Here is a 23,083-nt window from a genome sequence, read left to right on the forward strand (position 1 = left end):
TTCAAGGTTGACTGCGACTCGGGAAGTCCTTCAGCAACTGCGCGACGCCGCGGTCGAACGCTTCCTGGGTCAGCGCCGGATCGTGCAGTTGGCGGCTCAGCACACTTTCCAGAAGGACCCTGCCGTTGCTTTCGTCAAGGATGCGCAGCGCCAGCCTGGCCTCGGTGTCTTCGGTCAGTTGGGTCTGGGTGAAGACGCCATCCTGGGTGATCACCGGGCGCATTTCCAGGCCCGGCTGGCGTTGCAGGCCGAGGGCGTAGATCACCCGCAGGTTGCCGTGTTCCGCGTGGTAGCGATAGCCCTTGGCCTCCAGGGCGCGGCGCACGGCCGTATCGAAACGCTCCTCGAAGTCGATGCGGTGCCCCTCGGCGCGTACCGCCTGGATGAAGAAAGTCCGGTAATCCGCCGCTGTTACGCCAGGGGCGAGCCGTACGGGGCCCGGTTCATTGCGGCAGGCATAGAGCAGCAGGCCGAACAGGAGCAGCAGGACGAAGCGCAGGCTGAATCGGCGCATGGCGCGTTCCTTCCTCTTTTTTATCTTTGTGCCGCAAGCCTAGCCGTTGCCTCGCGGCTTGCCGCCCATCCCCCGTTGGGTCAGTCGTCCAGCTCCACCCAGAGGCCTTCGGCGTCTTCCCGGCAGGGCAGGGCGCGCAGGCGCTCGCCAGCGCAGGGGCCGGCGACGCACTCGCCGGACTCGATGAGGAACAGCGCGCCGTGGCTGGCGCAACGGATCAGGCTGGCGCTGTCGTCGAGGAAGGCATCGGGCTGCCACTCCAACGGGATGCCGCGATGCGGGCAGCGGTTCAGGTAGATGTAGGCGCGGCCGTCGCGACGCACCGCGAACAGCCGTCGCTCATCGACGAGGAAGCCGCGGCTGTTGCCTTCGGCGAGATGGGAAGAGGGACACAGGTGGATCATGGGCGCTCCGTTTGCCGGGATCATTATCCCTGATCCGGAGGACGGCTTTCACCTGTGGCATGGAAAGCGCCCGGCATGGCCAGGCGCTGGGTATGGGGGCACTTCCGTGTGCGAAGGGGTAACGGGTCAGATGTCCCAGACCAGGTTGACCGCGAAATTGCGGCCTGGCTGGGACAGTCGGTCGATGTTGGCCGGGGCCAGCGCCGAAGCCTCGCCGACGCTGTCGTAGCCGCGCACGTCATCCCACAGCCAGTATTTCTCGTCGGTCAGGTTGTAGAGACCGGCGTTGAGGGTCAGGTCCTTGCTCAGCCTGTAGTAGGCGCTGAGGTCGAGGACGCCGAAGCCCGGGGTCTTGAACTGGCTGGCGGTGCCATCCGGGGTGTGGAAGGTGCTGTCGTCGACGCGATCCTTGCGTTTGACCAGGGTCCAGCTGAGCAGTCCGCCGTAGTTGCCGTCTGCTTCGTCGTAGCCCAGGCCGAACACTCCGGTGAGTGGGTTGACGCTGTTGATCGGCTCGCCGTTGTCCTTGTTGCGACCGTAGGCGTAGGCCACGCTGCCCTGGGTGTAGAGTCCCTGCGGCGCGCCGAAGGCGCCCAGCTCCAGGCGGCCCTTGAGCTCGACGCCCTTGATCACCGCACGCTCGATGTTGTTGGACTGGAAGGTCTGGCCGTTGCCGCCGGTGCTATCGGTATTCAGGGCGTCTTCGTCGATGAAGTCGCGATATTTGTTGTAGAACACCGCCACGCCGAAGCTGCCTTCGTCGAACTTGCCGCGCAGCCCGGTCTCGAAGCTCTGGCTCTTTTCCGGCTTGAGGTTGGGGTTAGGCTCGATGTGGTAGCCCGCCTGCAGGTTCTCGAATCGACCGTACAGCGCCTTGGCGGTGGGCGTGCGGAAGCCCTGGGCGTATTGGCCGTACCAGGTGTAGTGCTGGGCGAAGTCGTAGGTCACGCCGAACTTGGGCGAAACCCGGTGCCATTTCTTGTCCGACTCGTCGACCGCGGTGTTCTGGCTCTGCTTCATGGTGCGCAGGAACTCGTCGGTGATGTGCGGCTCCATGCGCGTGTAGTCGTAACGCAGGCCGGGAGTGAAGGTCCAGTCGTTCCAGCTGATGCTGTCCTGGGCGAACAGGGCGTAGGTCTTCACCGTCGGATCGGGAAAGTCGCTGCTGCGTTCCAGGGCATCGCGCGGGCTGTCCGCGCCGGTGTCCAGGTTGGTGCCGGTGCCGCTGCGCATGCCGGTGACCTTCTGGTGCTTGAGATTGATCCCGTAGCTCAGCAGGTGCTCGGTCTCGCCGATGGCGAAGCTCTTGTCCAACTGGCTGTCGAAGACCCACAGGCGTTCCTTGTAGGTAGTGTCGCGGGTGCGCAGGACCTTGCGGGTGATCGGGTAGTAGAACTCGCGGGTCGCCTGGTCGGTCTTCGCCAACTGGTAGTTCAGGCTCCACTGGATGCGATCGGCGACCGGGCTGTCGAGCAGGAAATGGTGCTCCAGGCCGTAGCGCTCGCGAGTCAGGGTGTCGTTGCCCTTGCGCCACTGGTACATGCCGCCCGGCAGCATGCTCGGCGGGATGGCCGGCTTGCCCTTGTCGTACGGGCCGCCATAGGCGCTCTTCTGGTCGGTATCGACGTCGCTCTTGTACTTCTCGAAGACCAGCCCGAAGCGGCTGCCCTCGGCGTAGTTCCAGCCCAGCTTGCCGAGCAGGCTGTAGCTGTCGGCGTCTTCCGGGTTGGCTTCGCTGCGCGAGAGCCCGGTGCCGCCGTGGCCGCCGTTGGATTCGGTCTCGTGGCCCTGGCGGTAGCCATAATGCAGCAGGCCGTCGAAGTCGTCGGCGCGGCCGGCGACGGTGGCCGAGGTCAGCCAGGAGTGGCTTGCCGACTCGTAGCCGGCCTTCAGCCGGGCGCCGACGTCCTTGCCGTCCTTGATGATGTCCGACGGGTCGAGGGTGAAGTAGCTCACCGCGCCGCCGATGGCGTTGCTGCCGTACAGCGCCGAGGCCGGGCCGCGAAGGATTTCCACGCGCTTTACGATGTCCGGATCGACGTAGTTGCGGTGGGTCTGCGCGTAGGGGCCGCTGAAGAAGTCGTTGGGCAGTTCGACCCCGTCGATCTGCGTAAGGATGCGGTTCCCGTCGATGCCGCGGATGTTGTAGCCGGTGATCCCGGCACGCTGGCCGGCGCCGCCGACCGAGACTCCCGGTTCGTAGCGCACCAGTTCCTTGATGTTGTTGACGTTCTGCCGGTCCAGTTGTTCGCGGGTCTGCACGCTGACGGTGCTTGGCACCGAATCCACTGCCTGCTCGGTACGGGTGGCGGTGATGGTGGTCGGGGTCAGCGGGACGGCGTTCCCCGCCAGAGCCAGGGAAGGGCTGAGCAACAGCAGGGCCAGGCAGGGGCGCAGGGCGAAGGGCGGGGAGAGCGGCATGTGGGACTCCTTGGGTCGGGCCGGTGGCGAATAGCCAGGGGGACGTCGGGCGCACAAGGTACTGCCAGAAAAACGCTAATGCAAATAATTATCAAATGGATTCAGATATGCGTTTTGTGGCAAAGTTCGCCTGTTTTTGCGCGTAGCGCGACCGAACCGGATATGCCCGAGGAACCGTCGATGAGCAGCACTCCCAGCCTTTCCCATTCCCCTGCCGAGCTTTACCGCGCCTGGCAGGACCTGCGCGCCGAGCGACCGCAGCTACGCGCGCGCGACGCCGCCGCGCTGCTGCAGGTCAGCGAAGGCGAGCTGGTCGCCAGCCGGGTCGGCATCGATGCCGTGCGCCTGCGGCCGGACTGGGCCGCCTTGCTGCCGGCGCTCGGCGAACTGGGGCCGATCATGGCGCTGACCCGCAACGAGCATTGCGTCCACGAACGCAAGGGGCCGTATCGCGAAGTGACGGTCTCTGCCAATGGGCAGATGGGCCTGGTGGTCTCGCCGGATATCGACCTGCGCCTGTTCCTGGGGGGCTGGAACGCCGTCTTCGCCATTGCCGAGGAGACATCGCGGGGTACCCAGCGCAGCATCCAGGTGTTCGACCAGCAGGGCGTGGCGGTGCACAAGGTGTTCCTTACCGAGGCCAGCGACGTCCGCGCCTGGGAACCGCTGGTCGAGCGCCTGCGGGCTGCCGAGCAGGATGCCGTGCTGGCGCTGCACGAACCCCGCGCGCCGGCTGCGGCGCTCGTCGATGCGCAGATCGATGCCGCCGCCTTGCGCGAAGGCTGGGCCGCGTTGAAGGACACCCATCATTTCCACGCCCTGCTGAAGAAGCATGGCGCGCAGCGCACCCAGGCGCTGCGCCTGGCTGGCGGCGAATGGGCCGAGCGCCTGGACAATGGCGAGCTGGCGAAACTCTTCGAAGCGGCGGCCGAAAGCGGGTTGCCGATCATGGTGTTCGTCGGCAACGCCTACTGCATCCAGATCCATACCGGGCCTGTGTGCAACCTGAAGTGGCTGGACGACTGGTTCAACGTGCTCGATCCGGAATTCAACCTGCACCTGAAGACCACCGGCATCGCCGAGCTTTGGCGGGTGCGCAAGCCGAGCACCGATGGCATCGTAACCAGTTGGGAGGCCTTCGACGCCGACGGCGAACTGATCGTGCAACTGTTCGGCGCGCGTAAGCCCGGCGAGCCCGAGCGCGACGACTGGCGCGAACTGGCCGAATCCTTCAAGGCGCTCTGAGGAGAGATCATGCGTATCGATCGACTATTCAACGGGTTGGCGCTGGGCATCCTGCTCGGCACCGGCATGGCCCAGGCCGCCGAGCTGCCGCAACGCTGGGTGAGCGCGGGCGGCTCGCTGAGCGAATGGGTGGTGGCGCTGGGTGGCGAGAGCAAGCTGGTCGGGGTGGACACCACCAGCCAGCATCCGCAGGCGCTGAAACAGTTGCCGAGCGTCGGCTACCAGCGCCAACTGGCTGCCGAGGGCGTGCTGGCGTTGCGTCCGGATATCCTCATCGGCACCGAGGAAATGGGGCCTCCGCCGGTACTCAAGCAGCTCGAAGGCGCCGGCGTGCGGGTCGAGACCCTCTCCGCCAAGCCGGATCTGGAGGCACTGGAAAGCAACCTGAAGAAGCTCGGCGACTGGCTCGGCGTGCCCCAGCGCGCCGAGGCCGCCGAACTTGACTATCGCCAGCGGCTGCGGCGCCAGGCGGACTGGATCGCGGCCGCGCAGAAGAGCCAGCCGGCCCCGGGCGTCCTGCTGGTGATCGGCAATGCCGGCGGTCAGTTGCTGGTAGCCGGGCGCAATACCGGCGGCGATTGGGTCCTGAACCGAGCCGGAGCACGCAACCTGGCTACCCATGAGGGTTACAAGCCGATCTCGGTTGAAGCCCTGGCAGCGCTCGATCCGGTCGCGGTGGTGATCGCCGACCGCAGCCTCGAAGGTGATGCGGCGCGTGCCGCGCTGCTCAAGCAGAACCCCGGCCTCGCCGCGACCCGCGCGGCGCGTGACGGACGTCTGCTGGTGCTGGACCCGACGCTCCTGGTGGGCGGCCTCGGTCCGCGCCTGCCGGATGGCCTGGCGGCTCTCTCCGCAGCCTTTTATCCTTCCGCGAAACCGCTGAGTACGGAAGCCGCCCATTGAAATCGGTTGTTCGTCCCCGCGCACTGTTCGGTGCGCTGGGGATTTCGCTCGTGTTGGTCCTCTGGTTGTCCCTCGCCCTCGGTCCCGTCAGCCTGCCGCTGGGCGATACCCTGCGCGCCGCGCTGCGCCTGGCCGGGCTGCCGCTCGATGGAACGGGCCTGGCCCAGGCGGAAATGATCCTCGGCCAGATTCGTCTGCCGCGGACCCTGCTCGGCCTGGCCGTGGGCGCGGTGCTGGCGCTGTCCGGGGTGGCGATGCAGGGCCTGTTCCGCAACCCGCTGGCCGATCCAGGGCTGGTCGGGGTGTCCAGCGGCGCGGCCCTCGGCGCGGCGCTGGCCATCGTATTCGGCGCCTCGCTGGGCGGCTTGCCGGCGTTCCTCGCGCCTTACCTGCTGTCGCTGTGCGCCTTCGGCGGCGGCCTGGGGGTGACCTGGCTGGTCTATCGGCTTGGCCGCCGCGATGGCCAGACCAGCGTGGCCACCATGTTGTTGGCAGGGATCGCCTTGACCGCACTGTCCGGCGCGGTGATCGGACTGTTTACCTATCTCGCCGATGACGCCACCTTGCGTACCCTGACCTTCTGGAACCTGGGCAGCCTGAACGGCGCCAGCTACCCACGACTCTGGCCGCTGCTGCTGGTGGCGCTGCTGGTGGCCTGCTGGCTACCGCGCCGGGCAGATGCGCTGAACGCACTGCTGCTCGGCGAGTCCGAGGCCCGTCACTTGGGCTTCGACGTCGAGCGATTGAAGGCCGAACTGGTGCTTTGCACTGCCCTCGGCGTCGGCGCCGCAGTGGCGGCGGCGGGGATGATCGGCTTCATCGGCCTGGTGGTGCCGCACCTGATCCGTCTGGTTGCCGGTCCGGATCATCGGACGTTGCTGCCGGCCTCGATGATGGCCGGCGCCATTCTCCTGCTGCTTGCCGACCTGCTGGCGCGCCTGGCGCTGGCTCCGGCGGAGTTGCCGATCGGCATCGTCACGGCACTGATCGGCGCGCCGTTCTTCCTTTATCTGCTATTGCGGGGGCGGGCCTGATGCTGCGCGTGGAGAACTTGTCCATCCGCCGTGGCGGAAAGACTGTACTGGAAGGCCTCGAACTGGAGCTGCGGCCTGGCGAGATGCTCGGCGTACTCGGCCCCAACGGCGCCGGCAAGAGCACCTTGCTTGGCGCTCTCTGTGGCGAACTGGAGCCGGCCGAAGGGCTGGTGCTGCTCGACGAGCGCGGCCTCGACGACTGGCCGGGCGTCGCTCGCGCGCAGCGCCTGGCGGTGCTGCCGCAGAGTTCGTCGCTGGGCTTCGCCTTTCCGGTGGAGGCGGTGGTCGGCTTCGGTCGGCTGCCCCATTCCAGCGGCCGCGAGCGCGATGTGCAGATCGTCGCCGAGGCCTTGGCGGCGGCCGACGCCAGCCATCTGGCCGGGCGCAGCTACCTGGCGCTGTCCGGCGGCGAACGCCAGCGCGTGCACCTGGCGCGGGTGCTGGCGCAGCTGTGGCCGGGCGAGCCGGGGCAGGTGCTGCTGCTCGACGAACCGACCTCGGCGCTCGACCCGCTGCACCAGCACACTACCCTGCAGGCGGTGCATGATTTCGCCCGCCGCGGTGCCTCGGTGCTGGTGATCCTCCACGATCTCAACCTGGCCGCGCGCTATTGCGACCGCCTGCTGCTGTTGCAGAATGGTCGCCCGCACCTGCTCGGTACGCCCGAGGAAGTCCTGCGCCCCGAGCCGTTGCGCGCGGTGTTCGGCCTCGAGGTCCTGGTCCAGCGTCATCCCGAGCGAGGTCATCCGCTGATCGTCGCCCGTTGAAGGAGTCACCATGCGCATTCGCCTGTTCGCTTTCTGTCTGCTGCTGGGCGGCTGCCAGTCCCAACTGCCGCCGCTGCCTGATTGGCAGAGCCCGGAAGGGCGCGACGATCCGCAGACGGGACGAATAGTCGAATTGCGCAGCGGCGTGACGCTGAGCCCGCAGCAACTGGTCGCACGCCTGGCGGCCGCGCCGCGAGTGATCGTCGGCGAGAAGCACGACAATCCCGATCATCATGCCGTGGAACTGTGGCTGGCGCAGGCCCTGGGCGAATACCGGGCGCAGGGCAGCCTGCTGCTGGAAATGCTCGATCCCGGCCAGCAACCACGGGTGGATGCGGTCCGCGCACAACTCGGGACCGGCAGGCCGGTGGCGAGCCTGGAGCAGGCCCTGGACTGGCAGAAAGGTTGGGACTGGACGCAGTACGGACCCCTGGTGTCCTGGGCGGTTGCGCAACCCGCGCCGTTGCTGGCGGCGAACCTCCAGCGGAGCGAGATCATGCGCATCTACAGGGAGCGTCCGCCGCTTCCCGGAACGGCCTCCAGGCGTGACAGCGTGCGCCTGCCGTTGCTTGCGCAGATTCGCGAATCCCACTGTGGCATGCTTCCCGACGATCAATTGCCGGCGATGCTCGCCGTCCAGCAGCAACGTGACCGTCGCATGGCCGAGCGTTTTCGCGATGCGCCACTGCCGGCGATGCTCGTCGCCGGCAGCTTCCACGCCCGACGCGACCTCGGCGTACCGGTCCACCTGCGCGACCTTGGTGCGGAGAAGGGCGCGCAGGTACTGATGCTGGTCGAGGCCGGGCAGGCGGTAACGACGCGTGAGGCCGACTACGCCTGGTACACGCCGGCACAGCCGGACAAGGACTATTGCGCGGAGATGAAGAAGGCGCGTTGAAGGAAGGGCGCGAGGCCTGGAGCCGCGTATCGCGCTACGTTTTCGCGGGCAAAAAAAGACCCGGCAAAGTGCCGGGTCGAAACCGTGATTAGCCTGATGAGGAGATAATCTGAAGAGTCCGACTGCTTGGTCTCTCAGCTTACCTGCTGGCCTCGCGACCAGTTGGTGTAATAATAACTATTCTCATTATCAGGTCAAGCCGGTTCTCATTCATTCCATCGTCAGCCGATGAACGGTCGTCTCCGGCCGAATCGCAGGCAAAAAAAGACCCGGCAAAGTGCCGGGTCAAAAACCGTGATTAGCCTGATGAGGAGATAATCTGAAGAGTCCGACTGCGTGGGTCTCTCAGCTTACCGGCTGATCTCGCGACCAGTTGAGTGACATAATAATGATTCTCATTTCCATGTCAAACGCTTTCGCCAAACTTTTCTGCTAGCTAGTCGCGAGCCCTCTGGAATGGGCCTCAGGCGCTGCGGCGCAGGCGCAGCTGGGTCACTTCCCGGTTAAGCAGGTCTATCCGCCGGGCCATGCCTTCGATCAGGCTATGGGCGATTCGCGGGTTGTTCTGCATAAGGCCGAGGAACTGCTCCTTGGGAATCACCATCACCGTGCAGGGTTCGCTGGCGACCACCGTGGCGCTGCGTTTCTCGCGAGTGAACACGGCCATGGCGCCGAAGATCTCGTCCTTCTGTACATCGCCGACTTTCTGGCCGTCCACCAGCGCTTCGGCGTGCCCTTCGATGATGATGAATACATGATCCGCATCGTCGCCCTGGCGGATCAGCGCCTCGCCCGCGGCGAAGTGGCGGAAGCCGGTGGCCGGGCGGACTTCCGGCTGCTTCAGGTGCGCCAGCGCATCGCCGAGCAGGGCAGTCTGTCCGATCAGGTACTGCAATAGCAGTTCCTGACGTTCCTGGTCAGCATGGATGTGCTGGAGCAGCGCATCGCGCGAATAGGGCAGCAGGCGGATCGGCTCTTCGTTGGCATGCCGGCAGGCGGGGAGCTCGAGTCCGCGTCGAAGGCCGAGGAGGTCGCCTTCCTGGAGGTAGAACAGTGGGCGTTCGTCGACCAGCGCATGCAGCAGGCCGCTTTCCACCAGGAATACCTGGTCGGCGGGCAGCTCGCGTTCCAGGTCGTCGCTACGTTCCAGTTCCAGGGCGGGGCCGCTGGGTGCCAGGCCTTCGAGCAAGCGGTGAGGGATTCCCTGCAGGCGATTGATCAATTGGTCGGCATAAGCCGGTTGCTCGCCGAGTAGATACATGGCCATTTCCTTGAGCTGCCTGGTCGGGAGAGGAGGTACGAACGTCCACGAGACGATAGGTGGGCGCCCGGGGGGAGTAAATATCTTCCCGTGGCAGGTGTGAGCTAGCTCTTGTTTCGCACGGGGAAAGTCTCCAGCTCGCCGAGCAGTGCGGCCTTGTGGTCTGGGGACAGCTCGTTCCAGTGAACGTCGAGGAGTGCGCCTTCGATGGCATAGAGCAGGACTTTCGAGGCTCGGAAGCCGCGCGCGCGGACCGCGCGATAGGCTCCCACCGAGCCGAGCCGACGCAGATCGGTGGCGCTGTGGATACCCACGGCATGCAACCATTGGGTCGAGGTTTTCCCGAGGTTTTTCAGGTTCAGCAGTTCGTCGTTCATCGTCGGTCCTTGCGATGCCGCTCAGAAGCGTGATGGCGCGGAACTGCCTGGAACCGGTCCGGAGCCGACAGGGCCGGCGCGATGGAGCGAGATGGCCGACGCGAGCGGCCTTCGCCCTTACGATCCGGCGTAGGCGGTCCGGGACCGATCCTCAGCCGGCCGGGTACCTGCCAGAAGTGTAGCGGCCTCCCGGCAAAACGTGGCCTGGCGTGGTCCTTTCGCTTCTCAGGGTTCCGGCAGGTAGCGCAGGCGGGTGCCGAAGTTCACCGACATGCGGATCTCGTCCGGCGCCAGGCGCAACGGGAAATACGTACCGGATATCTGCGCATGGGCCAGGCTGGCGCCCTCCAGGCGCGCCTCGCGCAGATCCACGCCGCGCAGGTCGGCGCCGCGGAAATAGGCATCGCTGAAGTCGACGCGGGCGGCATCCAGCAGACGCAGGTCGAGGCCGCGGAAGTCGCCGCCGGCCAGGTCGATCCAGCCGTCGGCCGGCTTCTGTCGGTTGAAGCCTTCGATGTCTTCGGCGTGGAGCAGTTGGTAGAGCGGCGAGTCGAGCTGACGGGGCGAGTTCATGGGCGGCGTCCTGCGCAGAAGGCTCGCCGTGAGTATAGAAGAGCAGCGGCATGGCGCCCGCCCTGGAGGGGCGGGCGCCATGGCAGTTCGTTCAGAGACCGGGCAGGCGCTGGCGAATGCCGTCGACCAGCCCGTCGAGGCTGGCCGCGTCGTGGGTGTCGACGCGCTTGCTCTGGACCGTCTCCGCCGCTGTCAGCGGCTCGCGGGTAGCCTGCTGGGTGCGGATCACGTCGAGAGTCGCGTCGGACGGGTCCTTGCCTTCCGCCTGGCGTTGCGCAAGCCAGCCGGCGATCACCGCTTCGGGCGCGTGGCAGTCGAGGATCAGGAACGGCACGCCGGTTTCCTCCGCGATGTGGCAAGCGGCCTGGCGCTGATTCTGCTTCAGGTAGGCGGCATCGATCACCACCGGATAGCCGGCCTGGAGGATCTTCGCGGCCAACTGATGAAGGTGCGCATAGGTCGCTTCGCTGGCCTGGCTGCTATAGATGCCGGCGGCGAACTGGCCCCTGTCGTGTTCCGGCTGCTCGCCGAACAGACGCTTGCGTTCGATATCCGAGCGCAGGCGCACGGCGCCCAGAGCCTCCACCAGACGCATGGCCACCTGGCTCTTGCCGACCGCGGAGACACCATGGGTGACCGCCAGGAAGCGCGAGGGAATGGCGCTGTAGCTTTCCGCCAGGTTGGCGTAGTTGCGGTACTGGCGCAGGGTCGCCGCGCGCTGCACGGCATCGGTCTGGTAGCCGAGGCTGAACAGCGCGACCTTGGCGCGGACCATGGCGCGGTAGGCCTTGTAGAAGTTCAGCAGTTCCAGGGCCTGGTAGTCGCCGGTGTGTTCCAGATAGAGGCTGACGAAGCGTCGAGCGTGGCACTTCAGACCGCGATCTTCCAGGTCCATCGCGAGGAAGGCGAAGTCGGCGCAGACATCGGTGAAACGGAACGGCTCGTTGAATTCGATGCAGTCGAACAGCACTACCCTGCCGTCGATCAGCGCGGCGTTGCCCAGGTGGATGTCGCCGTGGCATTCGCGGATGAAGCCCTTCGCCTTGCGCTCCTGGAGCACCGGCAGCAGGCGTTCGAAGCTGCTTTCCGCCCAGGCTTCGAGGGCATCCAGTTGTTGCAGGTCGGCCTTGTCCTTGAGCAGCGGGCGAACCTGCTCGAAATTCTGCCGCACCGGCGCCATGCAGGACTCGGCGGTGCCCAGCGGGTGCTCCAGCGGCACATTCGGAGTGTTCTGGTGGAAGTGCGCGATCTGCTCGGCCAGTTCGTCGATATGCTGGTTGGACAGTTCGCCGCGGCCCTGGATTGCCGCCAGCAGGTTGTCCTGCGGGAACTGGCGCATCTTCAGCAGGTATTCGATTGCCTCGCCGTCGCCGCCGATCCGCGGCGCCTCTTCGCTGCCGGTGATCGGCAGGACCTCCAGGTAGAGATCGTCGGTGAGGCGCTGGTTCAGGCGCAGCTCTTCGTTGCAATAGAAGCGGCGCTTGTCCAGGCTGGTGAAATCGAGAAAGCCGAAATCCATCGGCTTCTTGATCTTGTAGGCGTAGGGACCGGTCAACAGGACCCAGGAGATGTGCGTCTCGATGACCTCGAAGCGCTCCACCGGGTGGGGGTAGAGCGCCGGGTTCTGCAGGGCGGCGATCAGGGTCTGGCTCACGGGATATCCTTGCCTCTGAAATATGCGAAAACCCGCATTATGGCGGGAAGGGGTGACAGTGCAAACCTCGCTGGCGGATAGCAACCATTTGCCGGATCGCCGGTCGAATGCGCCGCGCTGCCGCCGCGCCTATCCACCGGGGCCGCGCAGACCGTGGATGCCGCCGATGCGGTGTCTGTCCGCTGTGGATAAAGTACGTATAATGCGCCGCCATGACGCGTCCCCGATCCCCCCGTTCCCGTAACAGCAAAGCACGCCCGGCACCCGGCCTGAACAAATGGCTCGGCTGGGCCCTCAAGCTCGGCCTCGTCGGCCTGGTGCTCCTCGCCGGCTTCGCCATCTATCTCGATGCCGTGGTGCAGGAGAAATTCTCCGGCCGGCGCTGGACCATCCCGGCGAAGGTCTATGCCCGCCCGCTGGAGCTGTTCAACGGCCTGAAGCTGAGCAGGGAAGACTTCCTGCGCGAACTCGACGCCCTCGGCTACCGTCGCGAGCCCAGCGTGAGCGGCCCTGGAACCGTATCGGTGGCGGCCAGCGCGGTCGAACTCAATACCCGTGGCTTCCAGTTCTACGAAGGTGCGGAACCGGCCCAGCGCGTGCGCGTGCGCTTCAACGGCAACTACGTCAGCGGGCTGAGCCAGGCCAACGGCAAGGAACTGGCGGTGGCGCGCCTTGAGCCGCTGCTGATCGGCGGCTTGTATCCGGCGCACCATGAGGATCGCATCCTGGTCAAGCTCGACCAGGTGCCGACCTACCTGATCGACACCCTGGTCGCGGTCGAGGATCGCGACTTCTGGAACCACCATGGCGTGTCGCTGAAGTCCGTGGCCCGGGCGGTGTGGGTCAACACCACGGCCGGCCAGCTGCGCCAGGGCGGCAGCACCCTGACCCAGCAGTTGGTGAAGAACTTCTTCCTGAGCAACGAACGCAGCCTGAGCCGCAAGATCAACGAAGCGATGATGGCGGTGCTGCTGGAACTGCACTACGACAAGCGCGACATCCTCGAGTCCTATCTCAACGAGGTGTTCCTCGGCCAGGATGGGCAACGAGCGATCCATGGCTTCGGCCTGGCCAGCCAGTATTTCTTCAGTCAGCCGTTGGCCGAGCTCAAGCTCGACCAGGTGGCGCTGCTGGTCGGCATGGTCAAGGGACCGTCCTACTTCAACCCGCGGCGTTACCCGGATCGTGCGCTGGCGCGGCGCAACCTGGTGCTCGACGTGCTCGCCGAGCAGGGCGTGGCGACCCAGCAGGAAGTCGACGCCGCCAAGCAGCGCCCGCTCGGCGTGACCCGGCAGGGCAGCATGGCCGACAGCTCCTATCCGGCCTTCCTCGACCTGGTCAAGCGCCAGTTGCGCCAGGACTACCGCGACGAGGACCTGACCGAGGAAGGGCTGCGCATCTTCACCAGCTTCGATCCGATCCTGCAGGAGAAGGCCGAGACCTCGGTCAACGAAACGCTCAAGCGTCTCAGTGGGCGCAAGGGGGTCGACCAGGTCGAGGCGGCGATGGTCGTGACCAATCCGGAAACCGGCGAGATCCAGGCCCTGATCGGCAGTCGCGACCCGCGCTTCGCCGGCTTCAACCGGGCCCTGGACGCGGTGCGGCCGATCGGTTCGCTGATCAAGCCGGCGGTCTACCTGACCGCTCTCGAGCGGCCGAGCAAGTACACCCTGACCACCTGGGTACAGGATGAGCCCTTCGCGGTGAAAGGCCAGGACGGCCAGGTCTGGCGACCGCAGAACTACGACCGGCGCTCGCATGGCACGATCTTCCTGTACCAGGGCCTGGCAAACTCCTACAACCTGTCCACCGCCAAGCTCGGCCTCGACGTCGGTGTGCCCAACGTGCTGCAGACCGTCGCCCGGCTGGGTATCAACCGTGACTGGCCGGCCTATCCTTCGATGCTGCTGGGCGCCGGTTCGCTCAGTCCGATGGAGGTCGCCACCATGTACCAGACCATCGCCAGCGGCGGCTTCAACACGCCGTTGCGGGGGATCCGCAGCGTCCTCACTGCCGACGGCCAGCCGCTCAAGCGCTATCCGTTCCAGGTCGAACAGCGCTTCGACTCGGGCGCCGTCTACCTGGTGCAGAACGCCATGCAGCGGGTCATGCGCGAAGGCACCGGGCGTTCGGTGTACAGTCAATTGCCGTCGTCGCTGACCCTCGCCGGCAAGACCGGCACCAGCAACGACTCGCGCGATAGCTGGTTCTCCGGTTTCGGCGGCGACCTCCAGGCTGTGGTCTGGCTCGGTCGCGACGACAACGGCAAGACGCCGCTTACCGGCGCCACCGGTGCCTTGCAGGTGTGGGCCAGCTTCATGCGCAAGGCGCATCCGCAATCGCTGGAAATGCCGATGCCGGAGAACGTGGTGATGGCCTGGGTCGACGCGCAGACCGGGCAGGGCTCGGCGGCGGATTGCCCGAATGCCGTACAGATGCCCTATATTCGTGGCAGCGAGCCCGCCCAGGGCCCAGGCTGCGGGAGCCAGAACCCCGCCGGCGAGGTGATGGACTGGGTACGTGGCTGGCTGAATTGATCCGAGAGGACCTGACGTGAAGAAGATTTTCGTATTCGCCGCGCTTGCCGGCAGTGCCCTGCTCGCGGGCTGCGCCAGCCCGCAGCACGGGGCGATCCCGGTGGTGGATTCCGGTACTCCGGTGTCCAACCAGGAAAGCGGCGGTTTCCGCATCACCCGTACCCAGGTACCGCGTACCCAGCAAGGCGCCGCCACCCAGGGCATTCCCCAGGGCGGCGACTCCGGTGTGGTGGTGATGGTGCCGCAGGGCGCCAATTCCGCACCGATCCAGACTTTCCCGGCGCAGTCCGGCGCCGCGCCGATCAGCAGCGCTCCGCTCGGCACCGGCACCCAGTACCAGGCTCCGCCCAGCAGCGCCTCCACGCCACCGCTGGGTGGCAGCTACAACATGCCGCCCAGCGGCGCCAGTCGTTCCGCGCCCACCGGCATTCCGGCCTCCGGCTCGGCCGGCAGCCTGGCGGCCGACGAGCAGTTGGACGGGCCGGTCCTGGCGATGCTCACAACCGCCCAGCAACAGCAGGGCAGCGGCGACCTGAACAGCGCCGCCGCCAGCCTCGAGCGAGCCCAGCGCATCGCTCCGCGCGAGCCGCAGGTGCTCTATCGCCTGGCCCAGGTGCGCCTGGCCCAGGGCGATGCGGCCCAGGCCGAGCAGGTCGCGCGCCGTGGCTTGAGCTACGCCAATGGCCGGCCGGCCTTGCAGGCCGGGCTCTGGGAACTGATCGCCCAGGCTCGGGAGAAGCAGGGAGACTCCGCCGGCGCTGCGCTGGCCCGGCAGAAGGCCAAGGTCAGCTCCTGATGGATCGACGGGTCTATGCGCTGGCCGACCAGTTGTTGCTGATCGAGCGTGAGTTGCGTGCCCTCGGCTGGTGGAGCGAAAGCAGCCCCGCCCCGGAAGCGCTGGCCAGCCCCGAGCCGTTCTGCGTGGATACGCTGGCGCTCGAGCAATGGCTGCAATGGATCTTCCTGCCACGGATGAAGCTGATTCTCGAAAGCGACAGCGCCTTGCCGCAAGCCTCGGGTATCCTGGCCATGGCCGAGGTGGCCTATGCGCAGCGTGGCGAGGAAGTCGCCGGCCTGCTGGCGGCGCTTGGCGAGTTCGACCGGCTGATCGGCGGGCCGTCATGAAGCTTCGGCAGTAAAGAAAAACCCGGCTACAGGCCGGGTTTTTCTTTGCTTCAAGCAAGGCGGAGAGCCGGGTCAGCCCCATGCTGCGGGACGGGGCTGTGTTCGCCTCAGCGGCAATTCTCCTGGATCGCCTTTTCGGCCTTGGCGATTCGCTCCTGGCGTTCTTCCTCGCCGAGGCGACGGAGTTCGCCCTTGCCTTCGTCGACCCTTACGCGCGGGTTGTTCTTCAGTTGCGCGAGGTTGTTGCGGGTCTCTTCGCAGAACTGCTTGCGCTCGGCCTCTTCCTTCGCCACTTGCTGCTTCACCTTGTCGTCGATCGCCTTCTGCTCGGGATCGGCCGGTTTCTGCTGGATGGTCGGTGCCGGGGTCGAGGGGGGCAGGGGGAAGTTGTCCGGCGGCGGGGCGGTCTGGGTATTCACCGTGGTCGCTTGCGCACCTTGCGGCGGTTGTGCGCCGAAGTGGGTGACGCCCTCGGCGTCGACCCATTTGTAGATCGGGGCGGCCATGGCGAAAGAGGAGAGGGCGAGCAACAAGCTGGCCGGGAGGATCATGCGTCGCATGCGGAGTCCTTGGAATGCGCTAACTGCGGCTAACTATAACCAAATCCGCCAGCGCGGCATGCTGCACGGCATCACAACCGCCGCCGGAGACGGCCTCGCCGTGGCAAGTCCTCGCGGGAATCATGGGCATTTTGGAAAAGTTTGCTCTAAATCGGAATTTTCTAGCCATGAAATCTGTTTTTGGTCATTGATCAGCTTTTTTATGGAAGGGTATGGCAGCTTCCTTGGAATTTTTTTTGATAATTTTCAGAATAAAGCTTGACTTGCGTTCGACGAATGCGAAGAATCCAAGCTCGCTGTAGCGGGCCGTCTGCAACCCAGTCCCCTCTCCGGCAGACCATGAGGTGCCTACCCGCGCCGAAAGTTACACCCTGCTTCGCGTTACCTCGCGCTGGGTGGAAGAGCTCCGTAACACCAGGCGCCCTTCCAAGTTTGCTCAATCGGCAGTTGACGTAGCCGGTGACTACCGTCACCCATGCTCTGCCGGGCAGCCAACCGAATTTCGGTCGCCCGCCCCTGGGTGGCCGTATAGCGTTCTAGAGGTGAAAACGTGGAGCTTTTATCTGGCGCTGAAATGGTCGTCCGCTCGTTGCGCGACGAAGGCGTTAAGTACATCTACGGGTACCCGGGTGGTGCCCTCCTGCATATCTACGACGCGCTCTTCAAGGAGCACGACGTGACCCACATCCTGGTGCGCCACGAACAGGCGGCTACCCATATGGCCGACGGCTACGCCCGCGCCACCGGCAAGCCCGGTGTCGTGCTGGTGACTTCCGGCCCGGGCGCGACCAACGCCATCACCGGTATCGCCACCGCATACATGGACTCCATCCCGATGGTGATCCTGTCGGGCCAGGTGCCGAGCAACATGGTCGGTACCGACGCGTTCCAGGAAACCGACATGGTCGGGATCTCCCGGCCGATCGTGAAGCACAGCTTCATCATCAAGCATCCCTCGGAAATTCCCGAGGTGATCAAGAAGGCCTTTTACCTGGCGCAGTCGGGTCGTCCGGGGCCGGTGGTCGTGGATATTCCGAAGGACATGGGCGACCCGACGCAGAAGTTCGAATATTCCTATCCGAAGAAGGTCAAGTTGCGTTCGTACAGCCCGGCCGTTCGCGGTCACTCGGGACAGATCCGCAAGGCCGCCGAGATGCTCCTGGCCGCCAAGCGCCCGGTGGTCTATTCCGGCGGCGGCGTGATCATGGGCAATGCCGCGGCGCCGCTGACCGAGCTGGCGCAGATGCTCAACCTGCCGGTGACCAACACCCTGATGGGCCTCGGCGGGTATCCCGGCGCGGACCGCCAGTTCCTCGGCATGCTCGGGATGCACGGCAGCTTCACCGCCAACCTGGCGATGCATCACAGCGACGTGATCCTCGCGGTCGGCGCGCGTTTCGACGACCGGGTCATCAACGGCGCGGCGAAGTTCTGCCCGAACGCCAAGATCATCCACATCGACATCGATCCGGCGTCGATTTCCAAGACCATCAAGGCCGACATCCCGATCGTCGGCCCGGTGGACAGCGTTCTCACCGAGATGGTCGCGATCGTCAGGGAAATCGGCGAGACCCCGAACCAGGATGCCCAGGCTGCCTGGTGGAAGCAGATCGACGAGTGGCGTGGTAACCGTGGGTTGTTCCCGTACGACAAGGGCGACGGCAGCATCATCAAGCCGCAGACCGTCATCGAGACGCTCTACGAGGTTACCCATGGCGATGCCTTCATCACCTCCGATGTCGGCCAGCACCAGATGTTCGCCTCGCAGTACTACAAGTTCAACAAGCCCAATCGCTGGATCAACTCCGGCGGTCTCGGCACCATGGGCTTCGGCTTCCCGGCGGCGATGGGCATCAAGCTCAACTTCCCGGACGACGATGTCGCCTGCGTGACCGGCGAGGGCAGTATCCAGATGAATATCCAGGAACTGTCTACCTGCCTGCAGTACGACCTGCCGGTGAAGATCGTCAACCTGAACAATGGTGCCCTGGGCATGGTCCGCCAGTGGCAGGACATGCAGTACAACAGCCGTTATTCGCATTCCTACATGGAATCCCTGCCGGACTTCGTCAAGCTTGCCGAAGCCTACGGGCATGTCGGCATGCGCATCACCGACCTGAAGGATCTGAAGCCGAAGATGGAGGAGGCGTTCGCCATGAAGAATCGCCTGGTCTTCCTCGACATCCAGGTGGACGCCAGCGAACACGTCTATCCGATGCAGATCCGTGACGGCGCGATGCGCGACATGTGGCTGAGTAAGACGGAGCGTACCTGATCATGCGACACATCATTTCCCTGCTGCTGGAAAACGAGCCAGGCGCATTGTCCCGCGTGGTCGGCCTGTTCTCCCAACGCAACTACAACATCGAAAGCCTGACCGTGGCGCCGACCGAGGACCCGACCCTGTCGCGTCTGACGCTGACCACCGTGGGGCACGATGAGGTGATCGAGCAGATCACCAAGAACCTCAACAAGCTGATCGAAGTGGTCAAGCTGGTGGACCTGTCGGAAAGCGCTCATATCGAGCGCGAGCTGATGCTGGTGAAGGTCAAGGCCACGGGCGCCCAGCGCGCCGAGGTCAAGCGCACCACCGATATCTTCCGTGGGCAGATCGTCGACGTCACCAGTAGCGTCTATACCGTGCAACTGGCGGGTACCAGCGACAAACTGGACAGCTTCATCCAGGCCATCGGCACCGCGTCGATCCTGGAAGTGGTCCGCAGTGGCGTCACCGGCATCGCCCGTGGCGACAAGACTCTGAGCATCTGAACTGAAAGCAGGCCCGCGAGGCCTTACTGAAGGGGAATTCCCATGCGCGTTTTCTACGATAAAGATTGTGACCTCTCGATCATCCAGGGCAAGAAAGTTGCCATCATCGGCTACGGCTCCCAGGGCCACGCCCATGCCTGCAACCTGAAGGACTCCGGCGTCGACGTCACCGTGGGCCTGCGTAGCGGCTCCGCCACCGTGGCCAAGGCCGAAGCGCACGGTCTGAAGGTTGCCGACGTGAAGACCGCCGTCGCCGCAGCCGACGTGGTCATGATCCTCACCCCGGACGAGTTCCAGGGCCGCCTGTACAAGGAAGAGATCGAGCCGAACCTGAAGAAGGGCGCCACCCTGGCCTTCGCTCACGGCTTCTCCATCCACTACAACCAGGTCGTCCCGCGCGCCGACCTCGACGTGATCATGATCGCGCCGAAGGCCCCGGGTCACACCGTGCGTTCCGAGTTCGTCAAGGGCGGTGGCATCCCTGACCTGATCGCCATCTACCAGGACGCTTCCGGCAACGCCAAGAACGTCGCCCTGTCCTACGCCTGCGGCGTCGGCGGCGGTCGTACCGGTATCATCGAAACCACCTTCAAGGACGAGACCGAAACCGACCTGTTCGGTGAGCAGGCCGTTCTCTGCGGTGGTTGCGTCGAGCTGGTCAAGGCCGGTTTCGAAACCCTGGTCGAAGCCGGTTACGCGCCGGAAATGGCCTACTTCGAGTGCCTGCACGAGCTGAAGCTGATCGTCGACCTGATGTACGAAGGCGGCATCGCCAACATGAACTACTCCATCTCCAACAATGCCGAATACGGTGAGTACGTAACCGGTCCGGAGGTGATCAACGCCGAGTCCCGTGCTGCCATGCGCAACGCCCTGAAGCGCATCCAGGACGGCGAATACGCGAAAATGTTCATTACCGAAGGTGCGGCCAACTACCCGTCGATGACTGCCTACCGCCGCAACAACGCCGCTCACCCGATCGAGCAGATCGGCGAGAAGCTGCGCGCGATGATGCCGTGGATCGCAGCCAACAAGATCGTCGACAAGAGCAAGAACTAAGCGGCTCCGGCGACAGACGAAGAAACGCGGCCCCGGCCGCGTTTTTTCGTTCTTGCCTGGCGATCTGGTATAAAGCCTGGGCCGGCGGAGTTGTCTTCCTAGTCAGAAGTGCTGTCGGCATATTCGTACCCCATCAGTTCCCAAGGAATTGTCCATGAGTGAACGTCCCGAGGAGCCGAACAAGGCCTCCGACGAAGAAAGCCTGCTGCCCATCGACGAACATATAGAAGAAGGGCACGACGCCGAAGGGCGGAAGGTTCGTCACCGCGGTATCTACCTGCTGCCCAACCTGTTCACCACGGCGGCCCTGTTTTCCGGCTTCTACGCCATCATCAATGGCATGAGCGGCCAGTTCGCCAACGCCGCCATCGCTATCTTCGTGGCCATGGTCCTCGATGGACTGGACGGCCGCGTGGCTCGCCTGACCAACACCCAGAGCGCCTTCGGCGCCGAGTACGACTCGCTGTCGGACATGGTCGCCTTCGGTGTGGCGCCGGCGCTGGTCGCCTTCGAATGGGCGCTTGGCAGCCTCGGCAAGGTCGGCTGGATGGTCGCCTTCATCTACGTTGCGGGCGCCGCCCTGCGTCTGGCTCGTTTCAACACCCAGGTCGGCAAGGCCGACAAGCGCTATTTCATCGGTCTGGCCAGTCCGGCCGCCGCGGCGCTGGTGGCGGGCACGGTATGGGCGTTCAGCGATTTCGAAATCCAGGGCGCCAAGGTTGCCTTCCTCGTCGCCCTGCTGGTCGCCGCCGCCGGTGTGCTGATGGTCAGTAACATCAAGTACCACAGCTTCAAGGATCTCGACCTGCGCGGCCGGGTGCCGTTCGTGGCGATCCTTATCGTGGTGCTGGCCTTCGCCGTGGTCTTTACCGACCCGCCGCGCATCCTCCTGTTGCTGTTCCTTGCCTACGCGGCCTCCGGTCCTGTGCAATACCTGCTGCAGTTGCGTCGCCGGAAGCAGCCGAGCTGATGTAATTTCCAACGGGCTCCGTAGTCTACTGGCACAAAGCTGGTCATTGCGGAGCCCGTCATGCTGATCAAGATTCCCTCCCGTTCCGACTGTTCCGAGTCGGAAGTCACGTCCGAAACCCTCTACCTGTCCCGTCGGCGTCTGCTCGGTGCTTCCTTCGCCGGATTGGCGCTGGCCAGCGGCCTGCCGCGCCTGGGCTTTGCCGACGAACAGCGCTATGCCGGCGTCGAGCCGGTGCCGGCGCCGGGCTGGTTCGCCGAAAAGCTACCGCAGACCCGCTGGCAGGCGGTGGATGTCCAGGGGGAGGCGATCACGCCATTCAAGGACGCCACCCACTACAACAATTTCTACGAATTCGGGCCGAACAAGGGCGACCCGGCGGAAAACGCCTCGGCCCTGAAGACCGAGCCCTGGTCGGTGGTGATCGACGGCGAGGTCGGCAAGCCGGGTACCTATGCCCTCGAGGATTTCGTCAAACCCTACCAACTGGAAGAGCGCATCTATCGGCTGCGCTGCGTGGAAGCCTGGTCGATGGTGATCCCTTGGCTGGGCTTTCCCCTGGCGGACCTGCTCAAGCGGGTCGAACCCAATGGGCAGGCGAAGTTCGTCCGTTTCGAAACCCTGCAGCGTCCGGAACAGATGGTCGGCCAACGCTCCGGTTTCTCGGTGATCGACTGGCCTTATATAGAAGGCTTGCGCATGGACGAGGCGATGCATCCCCTGGCAATTCTGGCGGTGGGCATGTACGGGCGGCTGTTGCCCAACCAGAATGGCGCGCCGTTGCGCCTGGTGGTGCCGTGGAAGTATGGCTTCAAGAGCATCAAGTCCATCGTGCGTATCAGTCTGGTCCGCGAGCAGCCGAAGACCACCTGGGAAAGCATTGCCGCCAACGAGTACGGGTTCTATGCCAACGTCAATCCGCAGGTTGACCACCCGCGATGGTCCCAGGCTCGCGAGCGGCGCCTGCCCAGTGGGTTGTTCAGCCCCAATGTACGGGATACGCAGATGTTCAATGGCTACGGGAGCGAGGTCGCTTCCCTTTATAGCGGCATGGATCTGAGGAAGTACTACTGATGCGCTACTGGTATCTGCGCCTTGCGGTATTCCTGGGGGCGCTGGCAGTGCCGGCCTGGTGGTTGTACCAAGCCTGGATCTTTGCCCTCGGACCTGACCCGGGCAAGACCCTGGTCGATCGACTGGGGCTGGGCGCCTTGGTATTGCTGCTACTCACCCTGGCGATGACGCCACTGCAGAAGCTGAGCGGCTGGCCGGGCTGGATCGCCGTGCGTCGCCAGTTGGGGTTGTGGTGCTTCACCTATGTGCTGCTGCACCTGAGCGCTTACTGCGTGTTCATCCTGGGGTTGGACTGGGGGCAGTTGGGCATCGAGTTGAGCAAGCGTCCCTACATCATCGTGGGAATGCTTGGATTCATCTGCCTGTTCCTGTTGGCGATCACTTCCAACCGCTTCGCCATGCGCAGGCTCGGTAGTCGCTGGAAGAAGCTGCATCGCCTGGTCTACCTGATCCTTGGGCTCGGCTTGCTGCACATGCTCTGGGTGGTGCGGGCAGACCTGGAGGAGTGGACCCTGTACGCTGTGGCTGGCGCGTCGCTCATGCTGCTGCGGCTACCCTCGATCGCTCGCCGCCTGCCCAGGCTTCGAACTCGTCCCGGTGTTTCGTAATAAAAGTTTCAATTAAGTGTTGACGCCAGTTTCTATCTCCCTATAATGCGCACCACTCCCGGCGACGACGAAGAGTAAATTCTTGAAAATCAAGGATTTACGGATTCTCTCCCAGGGGGTGGTGAAGCGCTCCGGCAGGTTGTTCGCCGCAGCGGTTCGGTCCCGAAAGGGATTCGAAACGAAGCTTCACCGAGGTGCTTGACAGCGAGTTTGAACGCTGTAGAATGCGCCTCCCGCTGATCGGAAGATGGTTTGAAGGTCGGCGCAAGCGGTTGAGTAGAAAAGAAAATTTTCGAAAATAACGCTTGACGGAACGAGAGGTTGCTGTAG

Annotated in this window: 23 protein-coding genes; 15 read left to right on the top strand and 8 right to left on the bottom strand. The window is 64.7% G+C overall.

Features of this window, described 5'->3' with window-relative positions; translation table 11 throughout:
• Position 1: 1 nt before the first annotated feature.
• The 3 genes from AC4OR5_RS21810 to phuR form a co-directional block, all read right to left on the bottom strand.
• Positions 2 to 514, bottom strand: a complete 513-nt coding sequence (locus AC4OR5_RS21810) for a DUF4136 domain-containing protein (RefSeq protein WP_012614565.1) — start codon at positions 512 to 514, stop codon at positions 2 to 4.
• Between the two features lie 80 nt (positions 515 to 594).
• Positions 595 to 942 (bottom strand): Rieske (2Fe-2S) protein, encoded by a 348-nt coding sequence (locus AC4OR5_RS21815; RefSeq protein WP_003121065.1) that lies wholly within the window; start codon positions 940 to 942, stop codon positions 595 to 597.
• Between the two features lie 102 nt (positions 943 to 1,044).
• Entirely contained in the window at positions 1,045 to 3,339 is a 2,295-nt protein-coding gene (gene phuR, locus AC4OR5_RS21820) for a heme/hemoglobin uptake receptor PhuR (protein ID WP_058160321.1), read from the bottom strand.
• A 180-nt stretch (positions 3,340 to 3,519) separates the two neighbouring features.
• Between phuR and AC4OR5_RS21825 the strand changes: the two genes are divergently transcribed.
• From AC4OR5_RS21825 to AC4OR5_RS21845, 5 genes are read left to right on the top strand one after another with little or no spacing between them, the layout of a single operon-like run.
• Positions 3,520 to 4,584: a hemin-degrading factor gene (locus AC4OR5_RS21825; RefSeq protein ID WP_023108333.1), complete on the top strand. Its 1,065-nt coding sequence runs from the start codon at positions 3,520 to 3,522 to the stop codon at positions 4,582 to 4,584.
• A 9-nt stretch (positions 4,585 to 4,593) separates the two neighbouring features.
• Entirely contained in the window at positions 4,594 to 5,487 is an 894-nt protein-coding gene (locus AC4OR5_RS21830; RefSeq protein ID WP_003095100.1) for a hemin ABC transporter substrate-binding protein, read from the top strand.
• A 50-nt stretch (positions 5,488 to 5,537) separates the two neighbouring features.
• The gene (locus AC4OR5_RS21835; RefSeq protein ID WP_003121063.1) at positions 5,538 to 6,521 is read left to right on the top strand and encodes a FecCD family ABC transporter permease; all 984 of its coding nucleotides are present in this window, start codon (positions 5,538 to 5,540) and stop codon (positions 6,519 to 6,521) included.
• Complete coding sequence (locus AC4OR5_RS21840; protein WP_003095098.1) at positions 6,521 to 7,288, top strand: heme ABC transporter ATP-binding protein; 768 nt, start codon at positions 6,521 to 6,523, stop codon at positions 7,286 to 7,288. The genes AC4OR5_RS21835 and AC4OR5_RS21840 overlap by 1 nt, the downstream gene beginning before the upstream one ends.
• A gap of 10 nt (positions 7,289 to 7,298) precedes the next feature.
• Positions 7,299 to 8,186: a ChaN family lipoprotein gene (locus AC4OR5_RS21845; RefSeq protein ID WP_034015696.1), complete on the top strand. Its 888-nt coding sequence runs from the start codon at positions 7,299 to 7,301 to the stop codon at positions 8,184 to 8,186.
• A gap of 463 nt (positions 8,187 to 8,649) precedes the next feature.
• On the opposite strand, the gene cbpA is transcribed toward AC4OR5_RS21845, so the two are convergent.
• The 4 genes from cbpA to AC4OR5_RS21865 form a co-directional block, all read right to left on the bottom strand.
• Positions 8,650 to 9,447, bottom strand: a complete 798-nt coding sequence (gene cbpA, locus AC4OR5_RS21850; protein ID WP_003095096.1) for a cAMP-binding protein CbpA — start codon at positions 9,445 to 9,447, stop codon at positions 8,650 to 8,652.
• Positions 9,448 to 9,551: 104 nt separating this feature from the next.
• Positions 9,552 to 9,824 carry a TfoX/Sxy family protein gene (locus AC4OR5_RS21855; RefSeq protein WP_003095094.1) on the bottom strand — a complete coding sequence of 91 codons (273 nt, stop codon included), beginning with the start codon at positions 9,822 to 9,824 and terminating at the stop codon, positions 9,552 to 9,554.
• Between the two features lie 225 nt (positions 9,825 to 10,049).
• The gene (locus AC4OR5_RS21860) at positions 10,050 to 10,397 is read right to left on the bottom strand and encodes a pentapeptide repeat-containing protein (protein WP_003095090.1); all 348 of its coding nucleotides are present in this window, start codon (positions 10,395 to 10,397) and stop codon (positions 10,050 to 10,052) included.
• Positions 10,398 to 10,488: 91 nt separating this feature from the next.
• On the bottom strand, positions 10,489 to 12,051 hold the full coding sequence (locus tag AC4OR5_RS21865; protein ID WP_031686082.1) for a bifunctional aminoglycoside phosphotransferase/ATP-binding protein: 1,563 nt from the start codon (positions 12,049 to 12,051) through the stop codon (positions 10,489 to 10,491).
• Positions 12,052 to 12,263: 212 nt separating this feature from the next.
• Here AC4OR5_RS21865 and mrcB point away from each other — a divergent pair, with 212 nt between their 5' ends.
• From mrcB to AC4OR5_RS21880, 3 genes are read left to right on the top strand one after another with little or no spacing between them, the layout of a single operon-like run.
• On the top strand, positions 12,264 to 14,588 hold the full coding sequence (gene mrcB, locus AC4OR5_RS21870; RefSeq protein ID WP_003111352.1) for a penicillin-binding protein 1B: 2,325 nt from the start codon (positions 12,264 to 12,266) through the stop codon (positions 14,586 to 14,588).
• Positions 14,589 to 14,604: 16 nt separating this feature from the next.
• Positions 14,605 to 15,384, top strand: a complete 780-nt coding sequence (gene lpoP, locus AC4OR5_RS21875) for a penicillin-binding protein activator LpoP (RefSeq protein WP_003116066.1) — start codon at positions 14,605 to 14,607, stop codon at positions 15,382 to 15,384.
• Complete coding sequence (locus AC4OR5_RS21880) at positions 15,384 to 15,713, top strand: YqcC family protein (protein ID WP_003111351.1); 330 nt, start codon at positions 15,384 to 15,386, stop codon at positions 15,711 to 15,713. The genes lpoP and AC4OR5_RS21880 overlap by 1 nt, the downstream gene beginning before the upstream one ends.
• A 107-nt stretch (positions 15,714 to 15,820) precedes the next feature.
• Here the strand turns inward: AC4OR5_RS21880 and AC4OR5_RS21885 are convergent, their stop codons facing one another.
• Positions 15,821 to 16,273, bottom strand: coding sequence for a DUF4124 domain-containing protein (locus tag AC4OR5_RS21885; protein WP_003095076.1), 453 nt, complete (start codon positions 16,271 to 16,273; stop codon positions 15,821 to 15,823).
• Between AC4OR5_RS21885 and AC4OR5_RS21890 the strand changes: the two genes are divergently transcribed.
• The 7 genes from AC4OR5_RS21890 to msrQ all read left to right on the top strand — a co-directional run bounded on the left by AC4OR5_RS21890 (position 16,263) and on the right by msrQ (position 22,753).
• A complete protein-coding gene (locus AC4OR5_RS21890) occupies positions 16,263 to 16,535 on the top strand; it encodes a hypothetical protein (protein ID WP_158147715.1) in 273 nt (90 codons plus the stop codon). The two genes, AC4OR5_RS21885 and AC4OR5_RS21890, sit on opposite strands and share 11 nt — an antisense overlap.
• 288 nt (positions 16,536 to 16,823) lie before the next feature.
• Complete coding sequence (locus tag AC4OR5_RS21895) at positions 16,824 to 18,548, top strand: acetolactate synthase 3 large subunit (protein WP_003095071.1); 1,725 nt, start codon at positions 16,824 to 16,826, stop codon at positions 18,546 to 18,548.
• A 2-nt stretch (positions 18,549 to 18,550) separates the two neighbouring features.
• Positions 18,551 to 19,042, top strand: a complete 492-nt coding sequence (ilvN, locus tag AC4OR5_RS21900) for an acetolactate synthase small subunit (RefSeq protein WP_003095069.1) — start codon at positions 18,551 to 18,553, stop codon at positions 19,040 to 19,042.
• Positions 19,043 to 19,084: 42 nt separating this feature from the next.
• Positions 19,085 to 20,101, top strand: a complete 1,017-nt coding sequence (ilvC, locus tag AC4OR5_RS21905) for a ketol-acid reductoisomerase (RefSeq protein WP_003095066.1) — start codon at positions 19,085 to 19,087, stop codon at positions 20,099 to 20,101.
• A gap of 154 nt (positions 20,102 to 20,255) precedes the next feature.
• The gene (gene pssA / locus AC4OR5_RS21910) at positions 20,256 to 21,071 is read left to right on the top strand and encodes a CDP-diacylglycerol--serine O-phosphatidyltransferase (protein WP_003095061.1); all 816 of its coding nucleotides are present in this window, start codon (positions 20,256 to 20,258) and stop codon (positions 21,069 to 21,071) included.
• Between the two features lie 60 nt (positions 21,072 to 21,131).
• Entirely contained in the window at positions 21,132 to 22,145 is a 1,014-nt protein-coding gene (gene msrP, locus AC4OR5_RS21915) for a protein-methionine-sulfoxide reductase catalytic subunit MsrP (protein ID WP_023108328.1), read from the top strand.
• Positions 22,145 to 22,753 carry a protein-methionine-sulfoxide reductase heme-binding subunit MsrQ gene (gene msrQ / locus AC4OR5_RS21920; protein WP_058160320.1) on the top strand — a complete coding sequence of 203 codons (609 nt, stop codon included), beginning with the start codon at positions 22,145 to 22,147 and terminating at the stop codon, positions 22,751 to 22,753. The genes msrP and msrQ overlap by 1 nt, the downstream gene beginning before the upstream one ends.
• Positions 22,754 to 23,083 lie beyond the last annotated feature (330 nt).

Source organism: Pseudomonas sp. YA1 (assembly GCF_058680555.1).

Excerpts from the sequence above, each read along its gene's own strand:
- AC4OR5_RS21810 (WP_012614565.1), bottom strand. The coding sequence starts at position 514 with ATGCGCCGATTCAGCCTGCGCTTCGTCCTGCTGCTCCTGTTCGGCCTG.
- AC4OR5_RS21815 (WP_003121065.1), bottom strand. The coding sequence starts at position 942 with ATGATCCCGGCAAACGGAGCGCCCATGATCCACCTGTGTCCCTCTTCC.
- phuR (WP_058160321.1), bottom strand. The coding sequence starts at position 3,339 with ATGCCGCTCTCCCCGCCCTTCGCCCTGCGCCCCTGCCTGGCCCTGCTG.
- AC4OR5_RS21825 (WP_023108333.1), top strand. The coding sequence starts at position 3,520 with ATGAGCAGCACTCCCAGCCTTTCCCATTCCCCTGCCGAGCTTTACCGC.
- AC4OR5_RS21830 (WP_003095100.1), top strand. The coding sequence starts at position 4,594 with ATGCGTATCGATCGACTATTCAACGGGTTGGCGCTGGGCATCCTGCTC.
- AC4OR5_RS21840 (WP_003095098.1), top strand. The coding sequence starts at position 6,521 with ATGCTGCGCGTGGAGAACTTGTCCATCCGCCGTGGCGGAAAGACTGTA.
- AC4OR5_RS21845 (WP_034015696.1), top strand. The coding sequence starts at position 7,299 with ATGCGCATTCGCCTGTTCGCTTTCTGTCTGCTGCTGGGCGGCTGCCAG.
- cbpA (WP_003095096.1), bottom strand. The coding sequence starts at position 9,447 with ATGTATCTACTCGGCGAGCAACCGGCTTATGCCGACCAATTGATCAAT.
- AC4OR5_RS21855 (WP_003095094.1), bottom strand. The coding sequence starts at position 9,824 with ATGAACGACGAACTGCTGAACCTGAAAAACCTCGGGAAAACCTCGACC.
- AC4OR5_RS21860 (WP_003095090.1), bottom strand. The coding sequence starts at position 10,397 with ATGAACTCGCCCCGTCAGCTCGACTCGCCGCTCTACCAACTGCTCCAC.
- mrcB (WP_003111352.1), top strand. The coding sequence starts at position 12,264 with ATGACGCGTCCCCGATCCCCCCGTTCCCGTAACAGCAAAGCACGCCCG.
- AC4OR5_RS21880 (WP_003111351.1), top strand. The coding sequence starts at position 15,384 with ATGGATCGACGGGTCTATGCGCTGGCCGACCAGTTGTTGCTGATCGAG.
- AC4OR5_RS21890 (WP_158147715.1), top strand. The coding sequence starts at position 16,263 with ATGCGTCGCATGCGGAGTCCTTGGAATGCGCTAACTGCGGCTAACTAT.
- AC4OR5_RS21885 (WP_003095076.1), bottom strand. The coding sequence starts at position 16,273 with ATGCGACGCATGATCCTCCCGGCCAGCTTGTTGCTCGCCCTCTCCTCT.
- ilvN (WP_003095069.1), top strand. The coding sequence starts at position 18,551 with ATGCGACACATCATTTCCCTGCTGCTGGAAAACGAGCCAGGCGCATTG.
- ilvC (WP_003095066.1), top strand. The coding sequence starts at position 19,085 with ATGCGCGTTTTCTACGATAAAGATTGTGACCTCTCGATCATCCAGGGC.
- pssA (WP_003095061.1), top strand. The coding sequence starts at position 20,256 with ATGAGTGAACGTCCCGAGGAGCCGAACAAGGCCTCCGACGAAGAAAGC.
- msrP (WP_023108328.1), top strand. The coding sequence starts at position 21,132 with ATGCTGATCAAGATTCCCTCCCGTTCCGACTGTTCCGAGTCGGAAGTC.
- msrQ (WP_058160320.1), top strand. The coding sequence starts at position 22,145 with ATGCGCTACTGGTATCTGCGCCTTGCGGTATTCCTGGGGGCGCTGGCA.